Below are 15,691 nucleotides of genomic sequence, written 5' to 3'. Positions count from 1 at the left end.
GCGGTGAACGACAGATTGCGGCGCAGACCATCACGGACAGCAGGCGCAGACCGCGTTGATGTCCAGGGCCCCTTGTTTCGACATCCTGGCGCGTCGCACCTTCTTTGAGCAAGTGCTGACAAAGCGGCTTGACACCAGGCGAAAGCGTCCGTAGTTAGTTGTAGGCCTAACCCTACAAGTGGAATTCATGCCTCATTTGCCTCACTCTTCGCCCGCAACCCTGCAGCTGACCGATCTGCCCGGCCCGGATGTGACCGTACGTCGCCTGCGGCACCCCGGCCGCTGGATCAGCGGCGGCCTCGTTCTGCTGCTGCTCGCCGTCATCGGCCGGGCCTTCGCCGTCGGGCAGATCCAGTGGACCGTGGTCGGACAATTTCTGACTGCCGGCGTCATCGTCACTGGCTTCGGCTGGACGCTGCTGATTTCGGCCTGTGCTTTGGTCCTCGGCGTCGCCCTTGGCTTTGCCTTCGGCATCATGCGGCTCTCGGAAAATCCGATCCTGCGTTTTGCCGCGTGGCTCTATGTCTGGGTGTTCCGCGGCACGCCGGTACTCCTGCAGCTGCTCATCTGGTTCAACATCGCGCTGGTCTTCCCACGCCTCTATATTCCGGGCCTCGTCGACGAGCGCATGGTCGACGTCGTCACGCCGTTCGTGGCAGCTGTCCTCGGGCTCGGCGTCAATGAAGGTTCCTATCTCACCGAAGTGGTGCGCGGAGGTATCGGCTCCGTCGACCGCGGCCAGAAGGAAGCGGCCCACACGCTCGGCATGACTCCGGGCCAGACCATGCGGCGCATCATCCTGCCCCAGACGGTGCGTCTGATCCTGCCGGTGCTCGGCAACAGCGCCATCGGCATGCTGAAATTCTCCTCGCTGGCCGCCACGATCGCCATGGGCGAAATGCTGAACGCCGCGCAACGCATCTACTTCATCAACGGCGCCGTGATCGAGCTCCTGTTCGTCTGCGCTGTCTGGTACCTGGCCGGGACCACCGTCCTTTCCATCGGCCAATATTATCTCGAACGTCACTTCGGCCGCGATGCCGCAACCGCCACCAGCGATCGCCGCGGGTTCTGGGCCTGGGCGCGCCGGCCGGCCGCAAGGGGGGAAGCATGAGCCTCGCAGTCAAGGCGGTCGGTATCCGCAAGAGTTTTGGCAGCCACGAGGTCCTCAAGGGCCTGGATCTCGACGTCGCCTATGGCGAGGTGCTTTGCATTCTCGGGCCATCCGGCAGCGGCAAGAGCACGTTCCTGCGCTGCATCAACCACCTGGAAACACCCAATGGCGGCTATGTCTGGGTCGATGGTTCGATCATGGGCTATGAGCTTAACCGCGGCGCGCTTCAGGAATCGCCGATCAAGCGGTTGCGCGCCCAGCAGAGCCAGCTCGGCATGGTGTTCCAGCATTTCAATTTGTTCGCGCATCGAACGGTGCTCGGCAACGTCATCGAGGGTCCGATGGTTGTGCGCGGTCTCGGCCGTAGCGAGGCCGAAGCCCGCGCCATGGCCCTGCTCGAGCAGGTCGGCATGGCCGCCAAGGCGTCCAGCTATCCCTCGCAACTTTCCGGCGGCCAGAAGCAGCGTGTCGCAATTGCAAGAGCATTGGCGATGGAACCGCGCGTCATGCTGTTCGACGAACCGACCAGCGCGCTGGATCCGGAACTCGTCGGCGAGGTGCTGGAAGTGATGCGCAATCTGGCGCGCGGTGGCACGACCATGATCGTCGTCACGCACGAGATCGGCTTTGCCCGCGAGGTCGCCGACCGCGTCGTGGTGATGATCGACGGCGAGATCCGTGAAATGGGCGCGCCACAGCAGGTCCTGAGCGCCCCCGGCGACCCGCGCGTGCGCAGTTTCCTCAGCCGCGTGCTGGCCTGATCAACAAAGTTCAAAAAAAGGGAGAACGGAAATGAAACAACTGCTGCCGATGGTCCTGGGGCTCGCCTCAGCCACATTCATCAGCCTCGCATCCGGCGTGGCCGTCCATGCCGCCGACGAAAAGCTAGCATCCGCCCTGCCGGAAGCGGTTCGCTCGGCCGGCAAGCTGAACTTCACCATCAGCCTCGCCTATCCACCGATGGAATATAGCGACGCCGGTTCGACCGAACTCAAGGGTTTCGACATCGACCTTGCCAAGGCGATCGCCGAACGCCTCGGCCTGACGGCGGAATTCCAGAATGTCGAGTTTCCGCAGCTCATTCCGCAGGTCGTCACCGGCCGTTCGGACATGATCATCACCGCCTTCTCCGACAAGGTGGAGCGCCAGGGCCAGCTCGACTTCATTGACTATTTCAAGACCGGCAACGTCTTCTACACGACGCTCGATCATCAGAGCGAGATCAAGACCGAGGCCGATCTTTGCGGAAAGACGGTGGCCGTGGCCACCGGCACGAGCTGGGTTACCTGGGCGGAAGAGCTTGGAAAATCGATCTGCCCGGCCGACAAGCTGATCACCGTCATCCAGATCCCGACCCAGGCCGAGCACATCATGCAGATCCGCCAGGGCCGTGCCCAGGCCTCGGTCATCGGGCTCGAAGGGCTTCTCGATCTCATCAAGCAGGAGCCGGGCAAGTTCTACCAGATCGGCGATGTCGGAGAAATCAACCACTACGGCATCGCCTTCGCCAAGGCGAACGGCGATTTGCGCGATGCGGTGCATGCAACGCTCAATGCGCTGAAGGCAGACGGTACTTATGCACAGATCCTCGACCGCCACGGCTTGAAAGAGGCTGGCGTCGAGGAGTTCAAGATAAACGGAGCGACAAAGTAACCCCTTGCCGGAGCCTGCCTTGACCCATCCTTCCACGCCAGACGCCAACGCAACAACCGAAAGCCCGGATGACCGGCTGTCGCGCTTTCGCCTCGATTCCTTTTCGAGCGAGCAGCTCTACCGGCAGCTCTACCGGGCCTTGCGTGCCGCCATTCTGAGCGGTGAGTTCTCCGAAGGGGAAGCCATCCCCTCGGAGAACCAGTTGCGCGACCAGTTCGGCATTGCCAGGACCACCGTGCGCAACGCGATGGCGCTGCTGGTGTCGGAAGGATTGGTTCAGCAGGTGCGCGGTCGGGGCACCATCGTCTCGCACCGGCCGATCAGCCACAACATCTGGAACTTCGGCAGTTTTACCGAGCTGGCCCGACGCCAGGGCCAGCGCCCGGTGACCCGGGTGCTGGAGCACAAGGTGGAAAACGGCGAACTCCTCCTGGTGCGCGCCCGGGGCCTTGCGAACGGCGAGACGATCAGCTGGCTGAACGTCGACACGTCGCACCTCGACCTTTCCCTCTACCCCGGCATCGATGCCTACGATTTCGGCGCACAATCCCTCTACGAGGTGCTGCGCCGCGATTACGATCGCCATCCCCTTCGCTCGGAACTGCTGCTCACCGTCGTGCCGCCGTCCGATCGTCTTCGGGAGGTCTTTGCCCCGGCGCCTTCAGTGCCGGGCTATCTTTGCGCCAGCGGAGACGTGCTCGATGCCGACGACCAATTGGTTGAACGCACGTCGATCGTCTACTCGCCGGCCGTCCAGATGAAATTCGCAACGCGCTGGGGGCGCGATACCGCGCCCGCATGAAGGCGGTGCGACCCAGGAGAACTGACATGAGCCGTTTTGGCGAGACTTTCACAACCCCGAAACCCATCCTCGGCATGCTGCACCTGAGCGGCGATGGACCCGCCGCAAAATGCGCGCAGGCCGAAGAAGAGGCCCGCATCATGGCCGGCGAAGGGGTCGACGGGCTGGTGGTCGAGAACTATTTTGGCGATGCTGACGATGTCGAGCGCGTCCTCGAACGGTTGTGCACCCTCAACCTCGGCGCGCGGATCGGCGTCAACGTGCTGCGCGACGATGCGCGGGCGTTTGCGCTTGCCGCACGCTTCCCCGTCTCCTTCATTCAGGTGGATTCCGTTGCCGGCCACCTGCCGCCGGAAAGCGACGTCTCGTTTGCGGCTGACCTTGCCGCCCGGCGGGCCGGCGTACCGGCCTTGCTTCTCGGTGGCGTACGGTTCAAGTACCAGCCGGTTCTTTCGGGGCGATCTGAAGAAGATGACGTCCGCCTGGGGGCAGCACGCTGTGACGGCCTCGTGGTGACGTCGGATGCCACAGGCCAGCCAACCGACATGGAAAAGGTGGCGCGCTTCCGCGCGGCAACCGGCGGCACCGTGCCGCTCCTCATCGGCGCCGGCCTCACGGAAGCCAATGCGGTCGAGCAGCTCGCGCACGCCGACGGCGCCGTTGTCGGGAGTTGGTTCAAGCACGACCATAAGGATACCGGCCTGGTGGAGGCCGGCCATGTGGCACGGCTGATGCGCGTCGTGCGCACCGCACGGAGTGCAGCATGAGCACCGACACCGTTGCGGCGCGCCCGGTGACGCCTGAGAATTTTGCCCGCTACGGCAAGGTCTATGACCTCGTCGACGATCTGGACGCGCAGGTGATCTGGACGACGGGCGATGGATGGCATGATGGCTTCACCCGTATCCCGCTGGTCGAAGGCTCGCCCCGCCTCGGCATCACGCGCGCGCCGGGAGCGCCATGGTCGTGCACGGCGATGGAACGACATCTGCTGACCGAAGAAGCGATTTTTTGCGCCGGCGAGCCGGTCGTCCTTGCGGTAGCTCCCGCTTCGGCGGCCGATGCTCCCGTTGCGGCCGACATCGAGGCCTTCATCATCACGCCGGGCCGGGCAGTGGTGATGCATCGGGGTGTCTGGCATGACGCCTGCCGGGGTGCATCCGGCCCGACGCCCTATTACTGGATGGCGGTCTGCGGCCTCGGCGAAAGTCCGTGGGTGCCGGTCGAGGGAGGACCGCGCCAGATCGAGGTCATGCAAGGACAAACCGCATGACCGCCTTTTTCATCGGCGATGTCGCGCTCGACGAATACTACACGGCCGATCGTTGGCCCGGACGCGCAGACAAGGGCATGGTCCGCGAATTGCCGGCCGAAATCGGCGGTTCGATTGCCAACGCAGCCGTTGTGCACGCGGCGCTCGGGGGCGATACCCAGTTCATTTCGCTGCTCAATGACAGTCCGCTGTCGCGCCGCCTGATCGACGACCTCGGGCAGAACGGCGTCGCTGCCGATCATATGCTGACCGATCCCGCGGTTGCGGAATCGCGCAATCTCATCTTCCTGGTCGACGGCGAGCATGTCGTTTTGACAGTCGAGATGGGCGAACAGCCAATGTGGCTCCCGCCGGCAACGCTTGCTGCGCTGCGCCAACCAGGCTTCCTCTACACGACGCTCTACCGGGTGCGTCGGCTCCATGCAGAGACCGACGGGGGCGTGCTGAAGCAGGCCGATCTCGTAGCCGATCTCAGGCGCTACGACCGCCGCGCGATCTTCGATCTCGATGTCGGCGGCTGCGCATCCGAAGACCTGCCCTATCTCAAGGGCGCTGCCGTCGTCATCTTCAACCAGGTCGGCTTCCGCGCCGCCTTCGGCCATGACGACATTTCCCGCATTGCTGACTGGATACGGGATCACGAGATTGGCTGGGTCGTGCGCACCCTGGCCGCCGACGGCGCGGAGGCGCACGACGGCGAGACGCGCCTTGAGGCAACCGGCTACCCGGTCGACGTCGTCGACGTGACGGGTGCCGGAGATACGTTCGGCGGAGCATTGACCTGGTGTTTGAGCGAGGGGCAATCCTTTGCAGAGGCGCTGGATTTTTCCATCGCCGCCGCGTCGCGCTCCGTTACGATCCATGGCCCGCGCGGCGGCAAGGCGAGCGCGCCGGATATCCTTGCATGGCGTGCGCAAAGGCGCGGGCCCTGATAGGCCGAGACTGCGACCGTGCTTCAGCCCCGAAATCGCCGCCTGTGCGCTTTGCCTTGATCCTGCGAAACGGGAGGCCTTGCCTCCTGCTTCCCAAGCCCGCGCTGACCGACGGGGATTGAAGGTGAAGCGCCTGCGCGAGGAACCGGCCGCACGGAGCGAAACGTCAGTGAAGTAAAGGAAGCCGGGCGGCAGGTGCGTGAAGAGGCGGAGGGAGCAGCCCCCCGGCCCCTCAAAGTTCACGAAGACCCGGTTGTGACGTCGAACTCCGCGGCCCAAAGGGCATGATACGCACGACGACCAAGGCTCCCCAGGGCCGCTCGCGGACCTACCCGATGGTTTGCCGGCCCCTCCAACGCCGCGCTCGTCGCGGCAGCGGCCACGCCCCTGCACGCGCTTGGATACGACTTGAGCGATGCGCAGGCTTTGCGTGAGAGCCTGCGTCATTAGATCAGCGCATCTCAGTCGAACCGTTTCTCACCGAGAATGCCCGCACGCACGCCAGCCGCCACGGCAAGCGCTGGATAAGGTCCCGCGGCACCCAGCCGATCGCATCGAACGGTTCGAAAGCCAACGGCATGACCAAGCAAGAGGTGGAACTCTACACCATCCGGACAACGCCCGTTGCAGTTGCGCCACAAATGGACATCCGTTGATATGGACGAATAGAGCTTCCTGACCGGCTCAACGACATCAGGCAACGCGGTTGGCTTTTGCAAGCGTTCGATCCGCGTCACCTGTCCCGGAAGACTTGCGGGTGTGTACCGCGCCGGCCGCTCTGAATGCCACGGCGGCCGTGATCAGCGCGAGTGCCGGGATTACCGCTGCGCCCACCGGCAATGCGGCGATGTCGTAGCGGACGAGGAAACCGCCAACGATCGTTCCCAGTCCGACGCCGACATGCATTGCCGAAAAATTCAGGCTGATGCCGGCTTCGGCTGTTTCCGGTCCGGTCGAAATCAGAAAGCGCTGCACGACGGGCGAAATCATCCAGCTGATGCAGGCCCAAACCATCATGACGGCGAACAACGGCCCGGGGCTGCCTTTGAGCAACGGGAGCCCTGCAAGCGCCGCGAGATAGGCCGACGGCGTCAACAGGAGGGCTGCGCGCGGTGACAACCTGTCTGCAAGCCACCCCCCGAAATATCCACCGCTTATGCCTGCTATTCCCAACGCGGCGAAGCCAAGAGCGACATTCCCGTCCGCGATGCCGGCAACCTCGACGAGAAAGGCAAAGAGAACGAAGTGCCCGCCAATCATGAAGATGGAGACCAGCTGCCCGGCGACGAGACGGGCCGATCTCAAATGCTTGAGATATCCAGGCAGCGCCACCCCGCGAGGGCCGGAGGCGGGAATGCAGCGCCAGCTCACCAGCCACACGGTGAAAGCAAGCGCGGCGAGCGCAAGAAAGACGCCTCGCCAACCGGTTACGTCCGCTATCAAGATGCCTGCCGGAACGCCGAGCACCAACGAGCCGCTGATCCCCATGAACATAATCCCGATCGCCCGCCCTTGCATGCTCTCATCGACGAGTTCCGTCGCAAGCATCGTTGCCAGCAGGCACACGGTCGCGCTCGCCGCAGCCATCCCGATACGAGTAAGAAGCATGATCGCGAAATTCGGGCTCGCGGCCGCGGCAAAGGTGCTCAGCATGAAGAGGCCGAGCGCTGCAAGGAACAAGCGTCTGCGATCAATCCGTTTCGTCAGGACGAGCGCAAGAGGCGCCGTGACCGCGAAGACTATGGAAAAGACGGCGGTCAGTTGACCCGCAAGCGCCAACGACACGCCGAGGCCACCCGCTACGTCGGGAAGGATCCCGACAATGATGTTCTCCGCCGTCCCCGTCACAAAGGTTGCGAAAGCCAGCAAGATGACGACGGGATTCATGCGTTTCACCCTCCAAACATGACGACCCATGTTGGGTGGCGAATAGCCGGCCCGACACGGAAAGACGTGTCGGGTTTCGAGGCAAAGCTTCGGTTATCCCTTGACGGCACGACTAACACGCCATTGGGAAAGCGGAAAGCCTCTTCGGCGCCATGACTGCAGGTCGACGCCCAGGCGGGCCACTGACCAGTCGTCAAGTTATAGGGCATCGACCTGCACGCGGGGATGCGCAATCGTCCGGATAGAAAATATTCGGCACCATGAATGCCGCAAGTTTCGCGCTCACCACATCTGCGATGTGTTTCGGGCGTGATTTGCGCGAACGGAACACCAATGGGCGGCAACATGGAGCGCGACGAAACCACCGAGCTGACGCAAACGCTCCTCTCAAGCCTTTCGGTGATTGCCGAAAGTGACGATCAAACACGGCTTAGGATCAGGAACACCTATCGATCCGGTCTTATGCTTTCAGCCCATCTCGCCCTGACGGGCGACGATGCGCGCCCGGGTATCCGAACCTGCCTTGCGTGGTATCGGGCTGCAAGCGAAGCAAACGAGGCCGCCTCCATCGGCTGGTTGCTCGCTGCGATCGACGAGCGGATCAACGCGCGCGATCTGCGGGACTGGCAAGCCCTGCAGAAGCTGCTTGATGACGCTCATGACTGTCTGCAGCCCACGCATCATTAGACGATAGCACGGCCACCGATTTGAACGCCCGCCGAGCGAGTCCGCTCGCGGCGACAAGCGGTCGATGTGGAAGGCAGGCTGGCGCCGCGCGTGAAGCTCTCCGACACATTCTGGCTTGGCCCACGAAAGGGGTGATCATAGCCCACGGTCCGCCGATCATAGACGACGGGCAAGCCTTCCTGCGAGTGCGTTTCACTGGTTAGCTGACCAAGGGTGAACTTCGAACGCGATCCGGCGACGGGGATCTGTTCCGTCATGATGGGCAGTCCACCTCCTGCGGCGCCGTGGGGGCGCAAACTCCCACCTCGGTGTGACCGATTTCGGGCGGGAGTAAATTGCAGGACGGCCAGCGTGATCTCGCGGCAGCAACGTGACGTCAATCGGTCGCCCGACCCCGTTCTAAAGATAACGGCGATCGCGTCCTCAAGGGCTTGTGACAGGCCGGAGACATTTAGTCCAACAATAGTCAGAAAAATCGCACGTTATTGCGAGCGCTTGCGTCGGCCATACGAAAAATGCGCCTGATGCAGCCCGGACAATTTACGGCCCTCGAACACCCAGACTGACTACGCTCCTCACCTGCGCTCTGCGACCGACCGCTCAATCTGCGGAAGCCTAAACAGGCCGTCGGCGATCGGCTCCTCTTCCAGGTGAACGGTTTCCGTATCGTTTGGCAGCAACACGGCGACATCTCGGATGCCGAGATCGGCGAGCTGGTACGGCGTGCCGTGCCCATATTCGAGGTGGCCGCGGCCGTACTCGGCGCGGAAACATCTCGAAGCCGACGACGACATCGGTGCGTTGCGCATGGAGGCCGGCAAGCACATGCAGTTGCCAGCGATGGATGTCGTAACGATCATGGTTTTCGCCTAGGAGGACCGCGCTCTTGCCCGCCATGTCGGCGATCAGCCGAGTGTAAAGAACGGCAATCTCTGGCCCGGGAGGTGCAGAGATTGCCGTAGTGGCGGTCGGCCCTTGTGAGTTGTCGACCGGGAGGATCTGTTAATTAGCGACGGATGAAAAGCGCTACGGTTGCACTGATGGCGCTGGAGATTGCGACGATCAGAAAGACAGCAGATGTATCACCGTGCGTATCCATATAACCCCCGATCAGAGGCTCACCGAGACCAGCGAACAGGTAGGCAAAGAAGTTCATGACCCCGATTGCGGTTCCGGCTCGCTTGTGTCCGACAAGATCGGGGCACAGTGCCCAGAACGAGGACTGAGGACCGTAGACGAAAAAGCCGCAGAGGAAGAGAACCACCAAACCCTTGTAAACGTCCGTCGCGGGGATCGTGTACATGTACAGCGACGTGACCGCCGCCAACGCCATATAGAGCACGATGGCAATGTACCGTTTGGAATTAAATAGCCGATCCGATACCCAGCCATTGGTAGCCGCGCCGAAAGCCATGCCGACCGGCAAGGCTACGCTGATCCATTTCGGGTCGATGACGGCGGTTTCGGCGCTCGCCTTTGCCCAGTTGGAGCCAAGAAAATGCACCGGCACCCAGACGAGGAGGCCGTATCGTGCTGCGTTTTGAAAGCCGATTGCCAGACCGCCAACCAATAGGCGCCAGTTCTTGAGAACACCTTTGTAGCGCTCCAGTGAAGTCTCATCGTCGGCGACCTTGGCCGCCTCATCGTCGTCGATAGCGTCGTCGTGCGGGGAGCGGTACCCAAGGTCTTCAGGCCGTTCACGCGCAACGAAGTAGAAGGTAATCCCTCCAAGCAGGAGGAGGAGCACAGGCAGCCGGAAGATCCAACGCCAATCGAGTTGCAAATAGTGAACGACCACCAGCGAGGTCACATAGGAGAGCACAGAGGCAAGCCCGGCGGCAAAGACATAGCAGCCGAACACCTTGCCCCGTTCGTGCCTGCCCCACCAATTGGACAGAAGTCGACTGCCGGGCGCCCAGCCCAGCGCCTGGAAGTAGCCGTTTGCGCCCCACAGAATGCCCAGGCTGAGCACGCCACCGGCAAAGCTCGTTGCCCAGTTCATGGCGCAGGAAAGAATGGCCCCGGCGCTCATGACGCGCCTCCCGCCGAACTTGTCGCCGAGATTGCCATTGATGGCCTGCCCGATCGCATAGCACCAGAGCATGGCGGCACTGACCCAACCCAGAGCTTCCTTGGAAACACCGAATTCGGCCTGGATGCCGGGGATGGCAAACCCAAAGGTCTGCCTTCCGGTATAGAAAAACAGGTAGCAGAACATGGCCGCAAGCAGCATTCGCCATTGCGCCCGACGGAAACCGCTGCCCGCCACGGATTGGACGGCGTAGCGGGACGTGTCGATTGAACTCATGGTAACCTCCCCTGGTTTCAGTGGCAGGCGAAGGCTCCTCTCCTTCGCCGCGGCTGTTTTCCGATGAGCCGAGTGGTGAACCGGAGCCGGCGCGCGCCAATCGCGGGCGCGGCCCCGATCCGCGCTACGTCAGCCCCATGGCATCGACCAAGTGCGCACGTTGGTGAAGCTCTTCATCGCCTCTACAACGCCTTCCTTGTAACCGAGGCCCGAATCCTTGATGCCGCCGAATGGAGACATTTCGATCCGATATCCCGGTACTTCCCAGATGTTCACCGTGCCGACCTCGAGCTCGGCGACAAAGCGCGAGATGTAATCGAAACGGTTGGTGCAGACGCCAGACGACAGGCCGTAGGCGGTGGAGTTCGAGATGCGGACGACGTCGGCTATATCATCCGGGCAACGGATGATCGGAATGACTGGACCGAAGGTCTCCTCGTGTACGAGCTCGCAGTCATATGGAACGCGGTCGACGACTGTAGGTGGAAACAGGGCTCCTTGCCGTGGCGTCCCATGAAGCACCTCGGCTCCCAAGCGCTCAGCATCCTTGACGCGGGTTTCGAACAAGGCCGCCGAGCGCTCGTTGATCACCGTTCCAATATCGGTTTCCGGATCCATCGGGTTGCCGCATTTGAGCCGTTTCGCCTTTTCGACGACCAACTTGGAAAAGGCATCGGCGACGCTTTCGACCACAAGAATGCGTTTGACGGCAGTACAGCGCTGACCGGAGTTCTTGGTCGCTCCGGTCACAGCCAGTTCCGCCGCCTTGTCGAGGTCGGCGTCTTCCATGACGATTAGCGGGTCGTTGCCGCCTAATTCCAACACCACGCGCTTATAGCCGGCGGTTGAGGCAATATGCTTGCCAACACGAACGGAGCCGGTGAACGTCACGAGGTCCGCGTCCGGATCGGTGATCATCGCATCACCCATCGTCGATGGATTGCCGGTGACGACCGATAGCATTTCAGGCGGCAGCCCGGCTTCGTAGAGCAGATCGGCAAGCGCCAATGCAGTCAGCGGCGTGAGTTCGGTCGGCTTCAGCACCACCCTGTTGTTGGTCGCGATGGCCGGCGCGATCTTATGGCTCACCATATTGAGCGGATGGTTGAAAGGCGTGATCGCGGAGATGACACCGAGCAGCGGCAACCTGGTCGTATAAATCTTCCGGTTCTTGCCGTTCGGTGAGATGTCGCAGGAGTAGATCTCCCCGTCATCCTTGATTGAAAGCTGCGCGGCGAAGGACCAGACGTCGTAGGCGCGGCTCGCCTCGTAAAGCGAGTCCTTCCAGCAAAGCCCGGCTTCCGCTGTGATGAGACGTGCGAAGTCCTCTTTTCGGTCGCGCAGCAATTCCGCCGCTCGCTGCAAGATCGTCTGGCGCTCGTAACGTGTCAGTTTGGGCTTGAACGCCTGTGCCTTGGCGAAGGCGTCGCGAACGTGCTCCGCCCGTGCGGCAGGCACTGTTCCGACGACCGAATTGTCATAGGGGTTGAGCACCTCGATCCGATCATCCGTATCGACCAGTTTGCCGGCGATCCGCATAGCCTCGCGACGAGGAGAGAGTGTGGTGTTGGTATCCATGGTTCAGCGCACCAGATTGAGCGCGACGTCGAAGACATCGAAATTGCGGAGAATCCGTCCGTCAGGAACCTCGATCTTGCGGTTAGCAATCAATGGGACCCTTTGCTCGGTGAGACCGCCGTGCGAACGCAGCGGTTCGGTCAGACCGGAAAGATCGTGGCGTGCCCTTGCCGTTCCGAGCACCTTGTGGCGCGAAGACAGCACCACGACATCACCGATCCGGTCAGCTGGCAGCTCAAACCGTTCGCAGGCTTCATCCGCCGAAACGGCGACGTCTATTCCCGCGATCCCATTCAGAAAATCGATGATATCTTCGTGATCGCCCACGTCGGCGTAAACTGTGGCGAAGGACCCAAGCGCGCCGTGATGGGCAACGTAAGGATCGGTAATCGGCAGGATGACGCGAGTGGCACCGGCGCCATAGCGCGCGTCGAGTATCTCCTGAAGGTAGATGACATCCGGTTCACCATTCTTCAGGTGCTTGTCATTCATGCCGTGGTCGGCGGTCATGACCAGTGTGCAGCCGGCGCTGTCGAGTTCGCCAACATATCGATCGAACATCTGATAAAAGTCGTTGGCGACCTTGGAACCGGGTGCCGCCTTGTGCTGCACATAGTCTGTCGTCGACAGATACATCAGGTCCGGTTTAAACGTCCCGAGCAGCTTGACGCCTGCGGCAAAGACGAATTCGGAGAGATCGGCCGAATAGACCTCCGGCAAGGGTAGACCGACGAAATCGAGGACATCTGCGATGCCGTTCTCGGTAACGGTCGCCTTGTCCGCCTTTTCAGAAGAAAAGGCGATGGCGGTTCCCTTGGTGAAATCGAGCCCCTTGCCGAGCAGCGTGCGGAGCTTGTCCTTGGCGGTTACCATTGCGACCTTAAGGCCCGCTTTCTGGAATTCGGCAAGAATGGTCGGCGCGCGCAAGAAGCGCGCATCGTTCATCATGACCTCTTCGCCACTCTCCCGATCGTAAAAGTAATTGCCGGCGATGCCATGGACGGCCGGAGGGCGACCGGTAATGATCGAGATGTTGTTGGGATTGGTGAAGCTCGGGATTACGGACAGAGCGCTCGTGTTTGCACCGGACTTCATCACCCGATCGAGGTTCGGCGCCAGCCCCTTCTCGATCGCCTGTTCGATGTAGCCCGGTTCCGACCCGTCGATGCAGATCACCACCACAGGCCTGTCGGGTCGCTTGTAGCTGCGACCGTTCGCGACGACCTCGGCACCGAAATTGACATAGGTGTTCATGATGGCTCCCTTATGCTGCGGCGAGGATTGCTTCGCGGCTGCCGATGAAGTTGCGGCCGCGCTCGCCCAGAAGTGCGTCGTTGATAGCGTTCAGCCAGTTGTCTTGGGTCACGCCATAGTCCGTCGCCTGGGTGGACACCCCAAGGCCCGCTAGAAAGGCGTCTAGATTGCTTGCGCCACGGACGAGGTCGTCGCCAAAGATCTGCTTGAGCGCCGCATCACAGTCCGCGTTTTTCCCGATCACGCTGCGCAAGATCGCCGGCAGAGTGAAGGAACACGCGATCCCATGCACCGTACCGTGGTGAAGCGTGAGGTAATATGAAAGCGAGTGCGCTAGCGCCGTCTTGGTGTTCGAGAACGCAAGACCTGCAAGAAGGCTTGCCCGGGACATCCGTGACCTGAGATCGAGATTGTCGAGACGTTCCAGCAATTGGGGCAGAACCACCATGATCTCACGCGCTGCGAAAACGGCGTGGTTTGACGAGACCGGGTTGGCGTTTACGTTCCAGATGCTCTCAAGCGCATGCGACAAGGCGTCGAGACCCGTGCTCAGCGTGAGCGCGCGTGGGATGCCAAGCGTGAGTTCCGGATCAAGGATCGCATGTTCGGGATATAGGCTTTCGTGGGCGAGCGAATATTTCTTCTTCGCGTCGGTGTCCCACACCGTGGCCCAACACGTCACCTCGCTTCCGGTACCGGACGTGGTCGGAACCGCGATTATCGGCAGATTGAGAAGGGTGTCGGCGCCAGCGCGGCCCTGAAGATAGGCTTGGACGCGTGCAAAATCCTTGCCCGAAGAGGCCAGGACCTTTGCCGTATCGATCACGGAGCCGCCGCCGATTGCCACGATCACCTGCGGAACCTTCGCAGCCGCACCGAATGCGGCGCATGCGGCGCGAAGGCCCTGAAAGCTCGGATTGGGCTCTACGTCGCGGACCACAACAGATGGTCGGCCGGCTTCCTTGGACACGCGGTCCACCAAAGCATCGAAGGCCGGGTGGTCATTGTATGTCAGCAGGCAGTAGCTTCGGCCTGCAAGCTTCTCGCCGATTCTGGATATGGATCCCACGCCAAATGTGACGTTGACCGGGTTGGCGTATTTCCACGACTGCGACATCGCTTTCCTCCGAATTTCGTCTTCGGACGGTATAAGCGGGCCGTCGGTCACATTTGTCCAATTGATAGTTTATTGCTTATTCATATGTAAAACCTATGGACAACGAGCGGTGCGCGCGGCATGGTGCCCTGCCTCAAGTTTGTAGGAGCATGCTCGTGGCCATCGTTTTTACCCATCTTCGGTCATTTCATGCGGTGGCCGAACATCGCGGTTTCACAGCCGCAGCAAACGCGCTGCGCGTGAGCCAGCCGACGGTGACGACACAGGTCAGGGAGCTTGAAGAGCGCTACGGAGTGGAACTGTTTCTTCGGCAGGGCCGTCGCGTCGAACTTTCGGAAACCGGCCGTGCCCTTTACGCAATCAGTACACGCATCTTGAAGCTGCACGAAGAAGCGGAAGACCTTCTATCCAGCAGCGGTCACCTGACGACCGGGCAATTGCAGATCGCTGCCGTGGGTCCGTTCCACGCAACCGAGATGATCGCACGTTTTGTGGCGCGTTACCCCCTCTTCAAGGTCAGCATGCTGCTGGGCAACTCCGATCTCACGCTCTCGCGGATCCTCAATCTCGAAGCCGATGTCGCGATCCTGGCCCACCTGGTTGACGACCCCAGAGTACACACGGTGCCCTTCAGTACGCATGAGGTCGTCGTGTTCGTGAACTGCGACCATCCCTGGTATGGTCGAGACGAGATCAGCATCAGAGAGATCGAAGGGCAGCCGCTCATTCTTCGCGAACAAGGTTCAACGACGCGCCGAGCTCTGGAGGCAATTGCCGAGAGTGCCGGCATAGCTTTGAGCCCGTTTCTGGAAATCGGCAGCCGAGAAGGGGTGTGGAAAGCTGTCGAACGAGGGCTTGGAATTGGCGTCGTCGCCGATTTCGAGTTTGTCTCCCATCCCCGCCTGAAAACCATTCGCATCGCCGATTGCGCCGTGAGGACCGAATATCGGCTGGCCTGCCTCCAGGAACGACGCTCGTCGCGCAAGATCAACGCTTTTCTGGAAGCCGTGCTGTGATGCCGCCACGGCGGCGGTTGACGCGCGGCTTCAATCCTGCGGACTCCTTTGGCCAGACCTCGGCAAAGAC

General features: G+C 61.6%; 16 protein-coding genes. 9 read left to right on the top strand and 7 right to left on the bottom strand.

Features of this window, described 5'->3' with window-relative positions; translation table 11 throughout:
* Window positions 1-187 precede the first annotated feature (187 nt).
* From JVX98_RS28515 to JVX98_RS28485, 7 genes are read left to right on the top strand one after another with little or no spacing between them, the layout of a single operon-like run.
* On the top strand, window positions 188-1,114 hold the full coding sequence (locus tag JVX98_RS28515) for an amino acid ABC transporter permease (protein WP_192448975.1): 927 nt from the start codon (window positions 188-190) through the stop codon (window positions 1,112-1,114).
* Window positions 1,111-1,875 (top strand): amino acid ABC transporter ATP-binding protein, encoded by a 765-nt coding sequence (locus JVX98_RS28510; RefSeq protein ID WP_205239833.1) that lies wholly within the window; start codon window positions 1,111-1,113, stop codon window positions 1,873-1,875. The genes JVX98_RS28515 and JVX98_RS28510 overlap by 4 nt, the downstream gene beginning before the upstream one ends.
* Window positions 1,876-1,906: 31 nt before the next feature.
* On the top strand, window positions 1,907-2,767 hold the full coding sequence (locus JVX98_RS28505; RefSeq protein WP_205239832.1) for an ABC transporter substrate-binding protein: 861 nt from the start codon (window positions 1,907-1,909) through the stop codon (window positions 2,765-2,767).
* A 19-nt stretch (window positions 2,768-2,786) separates the two neighbouring features.
* Window positions 2,787-3,569: a GntR family transcriptional regulator gene (locus JVX98_RS28500; protein ID WP_205239831.1), complete on the top strand. Its 783-nt coding sequence runs from the start codon at window positions 2,787-2,789 to the stop codon at window positions 3,567-3,569.
* Window positions 3,570-3,595: 26 nt separating this feature from the next.
* Window positions 3,596-4,336, top strand: coding sequence for a BtpA/SgcQ family protein (locus tag JVX98_RS28495; RefSeq protein WP_205239830.1), 741 nt, complete (start codon window positions 3,596-3,598; stop codon window positions 4,334-4,336).
* The gene (locus JVX98_RS28490) at window positions 4,333-4,842 is read left to right on the top strand and encodes an ureidoglycolate lyase (protein ID WP_205239829.1); all 510 of its coding nucleotides are present in this window, start codon (window positions 4,333-4,335) and stop codon (window positions 4,840-4,842) included. The genes JVX98_RS28495 and JVX98_RS28490 overlap by 4 nt, the downstream gene beginning before the upstream one ends.
* Window positions 4,839-5,774, top strand: a complete 936-nt coding sequence (locus JVX98_RS28485; RefSeq protein ID WP_205239828.1) for a carbohydrate kinase family protein — start codon at window positions 4,839-4,841, stop codon at window positions 5,772-5,774. The genes JVX98_RS28490 and JVX98_RS28485 overlap by 4 nt, the downstream gene beginning before the upstream one ends.
* A gap of 693 nt (window positions 5,775-6,467) precedes the next feature.
* On the opposite strand, the gene JVX98_RS28480 is transcribed toward JVX98_RS28485, so the two are convergent.
* Window positions 6,468-7,661 (bottom strand): MFS transporter, encoded by a 1,194-nt coding sequence (locus JVX98_RS28480; protein ID WP_205239827.1) that lies wholly within the window; start codon window positions 7,659-7,661, stop codon window positions 6,468-6,470.
* A 345-nt stretch (window positions 7,662-8,006) separates the two neighbouring features.
* Here JVX98_RS28480 and JVX98_RS28475 point away from each other — a divergent pair, with 345 nt between their 5' ends.
* Window positions 8,007-8,348, top strand: coding sequence for a hypothetical protein (locus tag JVX98_RS28475; RefSeq protein ID WP_192448967.1), 342 nt, complete (start codon window positions 8,007-8,009; stop codon window positions 8,346-8,348).
* Here the strand turns inward: JVX98_RS28475 and JVX98_RS28470 are convergent.
* From JVX98_RS28470 to psrA, 6 genes are all read right to left on the bottom strand, one after another.
* The gene (locus JVX98_RS28470) at window positions 8,345-8,605 is read right to left on the bottom strand and encodes a hypothetical protein (protein WP_205239826.1); all 261 of its coding nucleotides are present in this window, start codon (window positions 8,603-8,605) and stop codon (window positions 8,345-8,347) included. The genes JVX98_RS28475 and JVX98_RS28470 overlap by 4 nt on opposite strands.
* Before the next feature lie 358 nt (window positions 8,606-8,963).
* Window positions 8,964-9,245, bottom strand: a complete 282-nt coding sequence (locus tag JVX98_RS32745; protein WP_205239825.1) for a ChaN family lipoprotein — start codon at window positions 9,243-9,245, stop codon at window positions 8,964-8,966.
* Window positions 9,246-9,354: 109 nt separating this feature from the next.
* On the bottom strand, window positions 9,355-10,656 hold the full coding sequence (locus tag JVX98_RS28460; protein WP_205239824.1) for an MFS transporter: 1,302 nt from the start codon (window positions 10,654-10,656) through the stop codon (window positions 9,355-9,357).
* A 129-nt stretch (window positions 10,657-10,785) separates the two neighbouring features.
* Window positions 10,786-12,234, bottom strand: coding sequence for a phosphonoacetaldehyde dehydrogenase (gene phnY / locus JVX98_RS28455; protein WP_205239823.1), 1,449 nt, complete (start codon window positions 12,232-12,234; stop codon window positions 10,786-10,788).
* Between the two features lie 3 nt (window positions 12,235-12,237).
* Window positions 12,238-13,488: a phosphonoacetate hydrolase gene (phnA, locus tag JVX98_RS28450; protein WP_205239822.1), complete on the bottom strand. Its 1,251-nt coding sequence runs from the start codon at window positions 13,486-13,488 to the stop codon at window positions 12,238-12,240.
* Between the two features lie 10 nt (window positions 13,489-13,498).
* Entirely contained in the window at window positions 13,499-14,605 is a 1,107-nt protein-coding gene (gene psrA / locus JVX98_RS28445) for an iron-containing alcohol dehydrogenase PsrA (protein ID WP_205239821.1), read from the bottom strand.
* A 155-nt stretch (window positions 14,606-14,760) separates the two neighbouring features.
* Between psrA and JVX98_RS28440 the strand changes: the two genes are divergently transcribed.
* Complete coding sequence (locus JVX98_RS28440) at window positions 14,761-15,621, top strand: LysR substrate-binding domain-containing protein (RefSeq protein WP_205239820.1); 861 nt, start codon at window positions 14,761-14,763, stop codon at window positions 15,619-15,621.
* The last annotated feature ends 70 nt before the right edge of the window (window positions 15,622-15,691 follow it).

Source organism: Ensifer sp. PDNC004 (assembly GCF_016919405.1).
Taxonomy (GTDB): domain Bacteria; phylum Pseudomonadota; class Alphaproteobacteria; order Rhizobiales; family Rhizobiaceae; genus Ensifer.
This window is presented reverse-complemented; position numbering and strand designations above follow the sequence as displayed.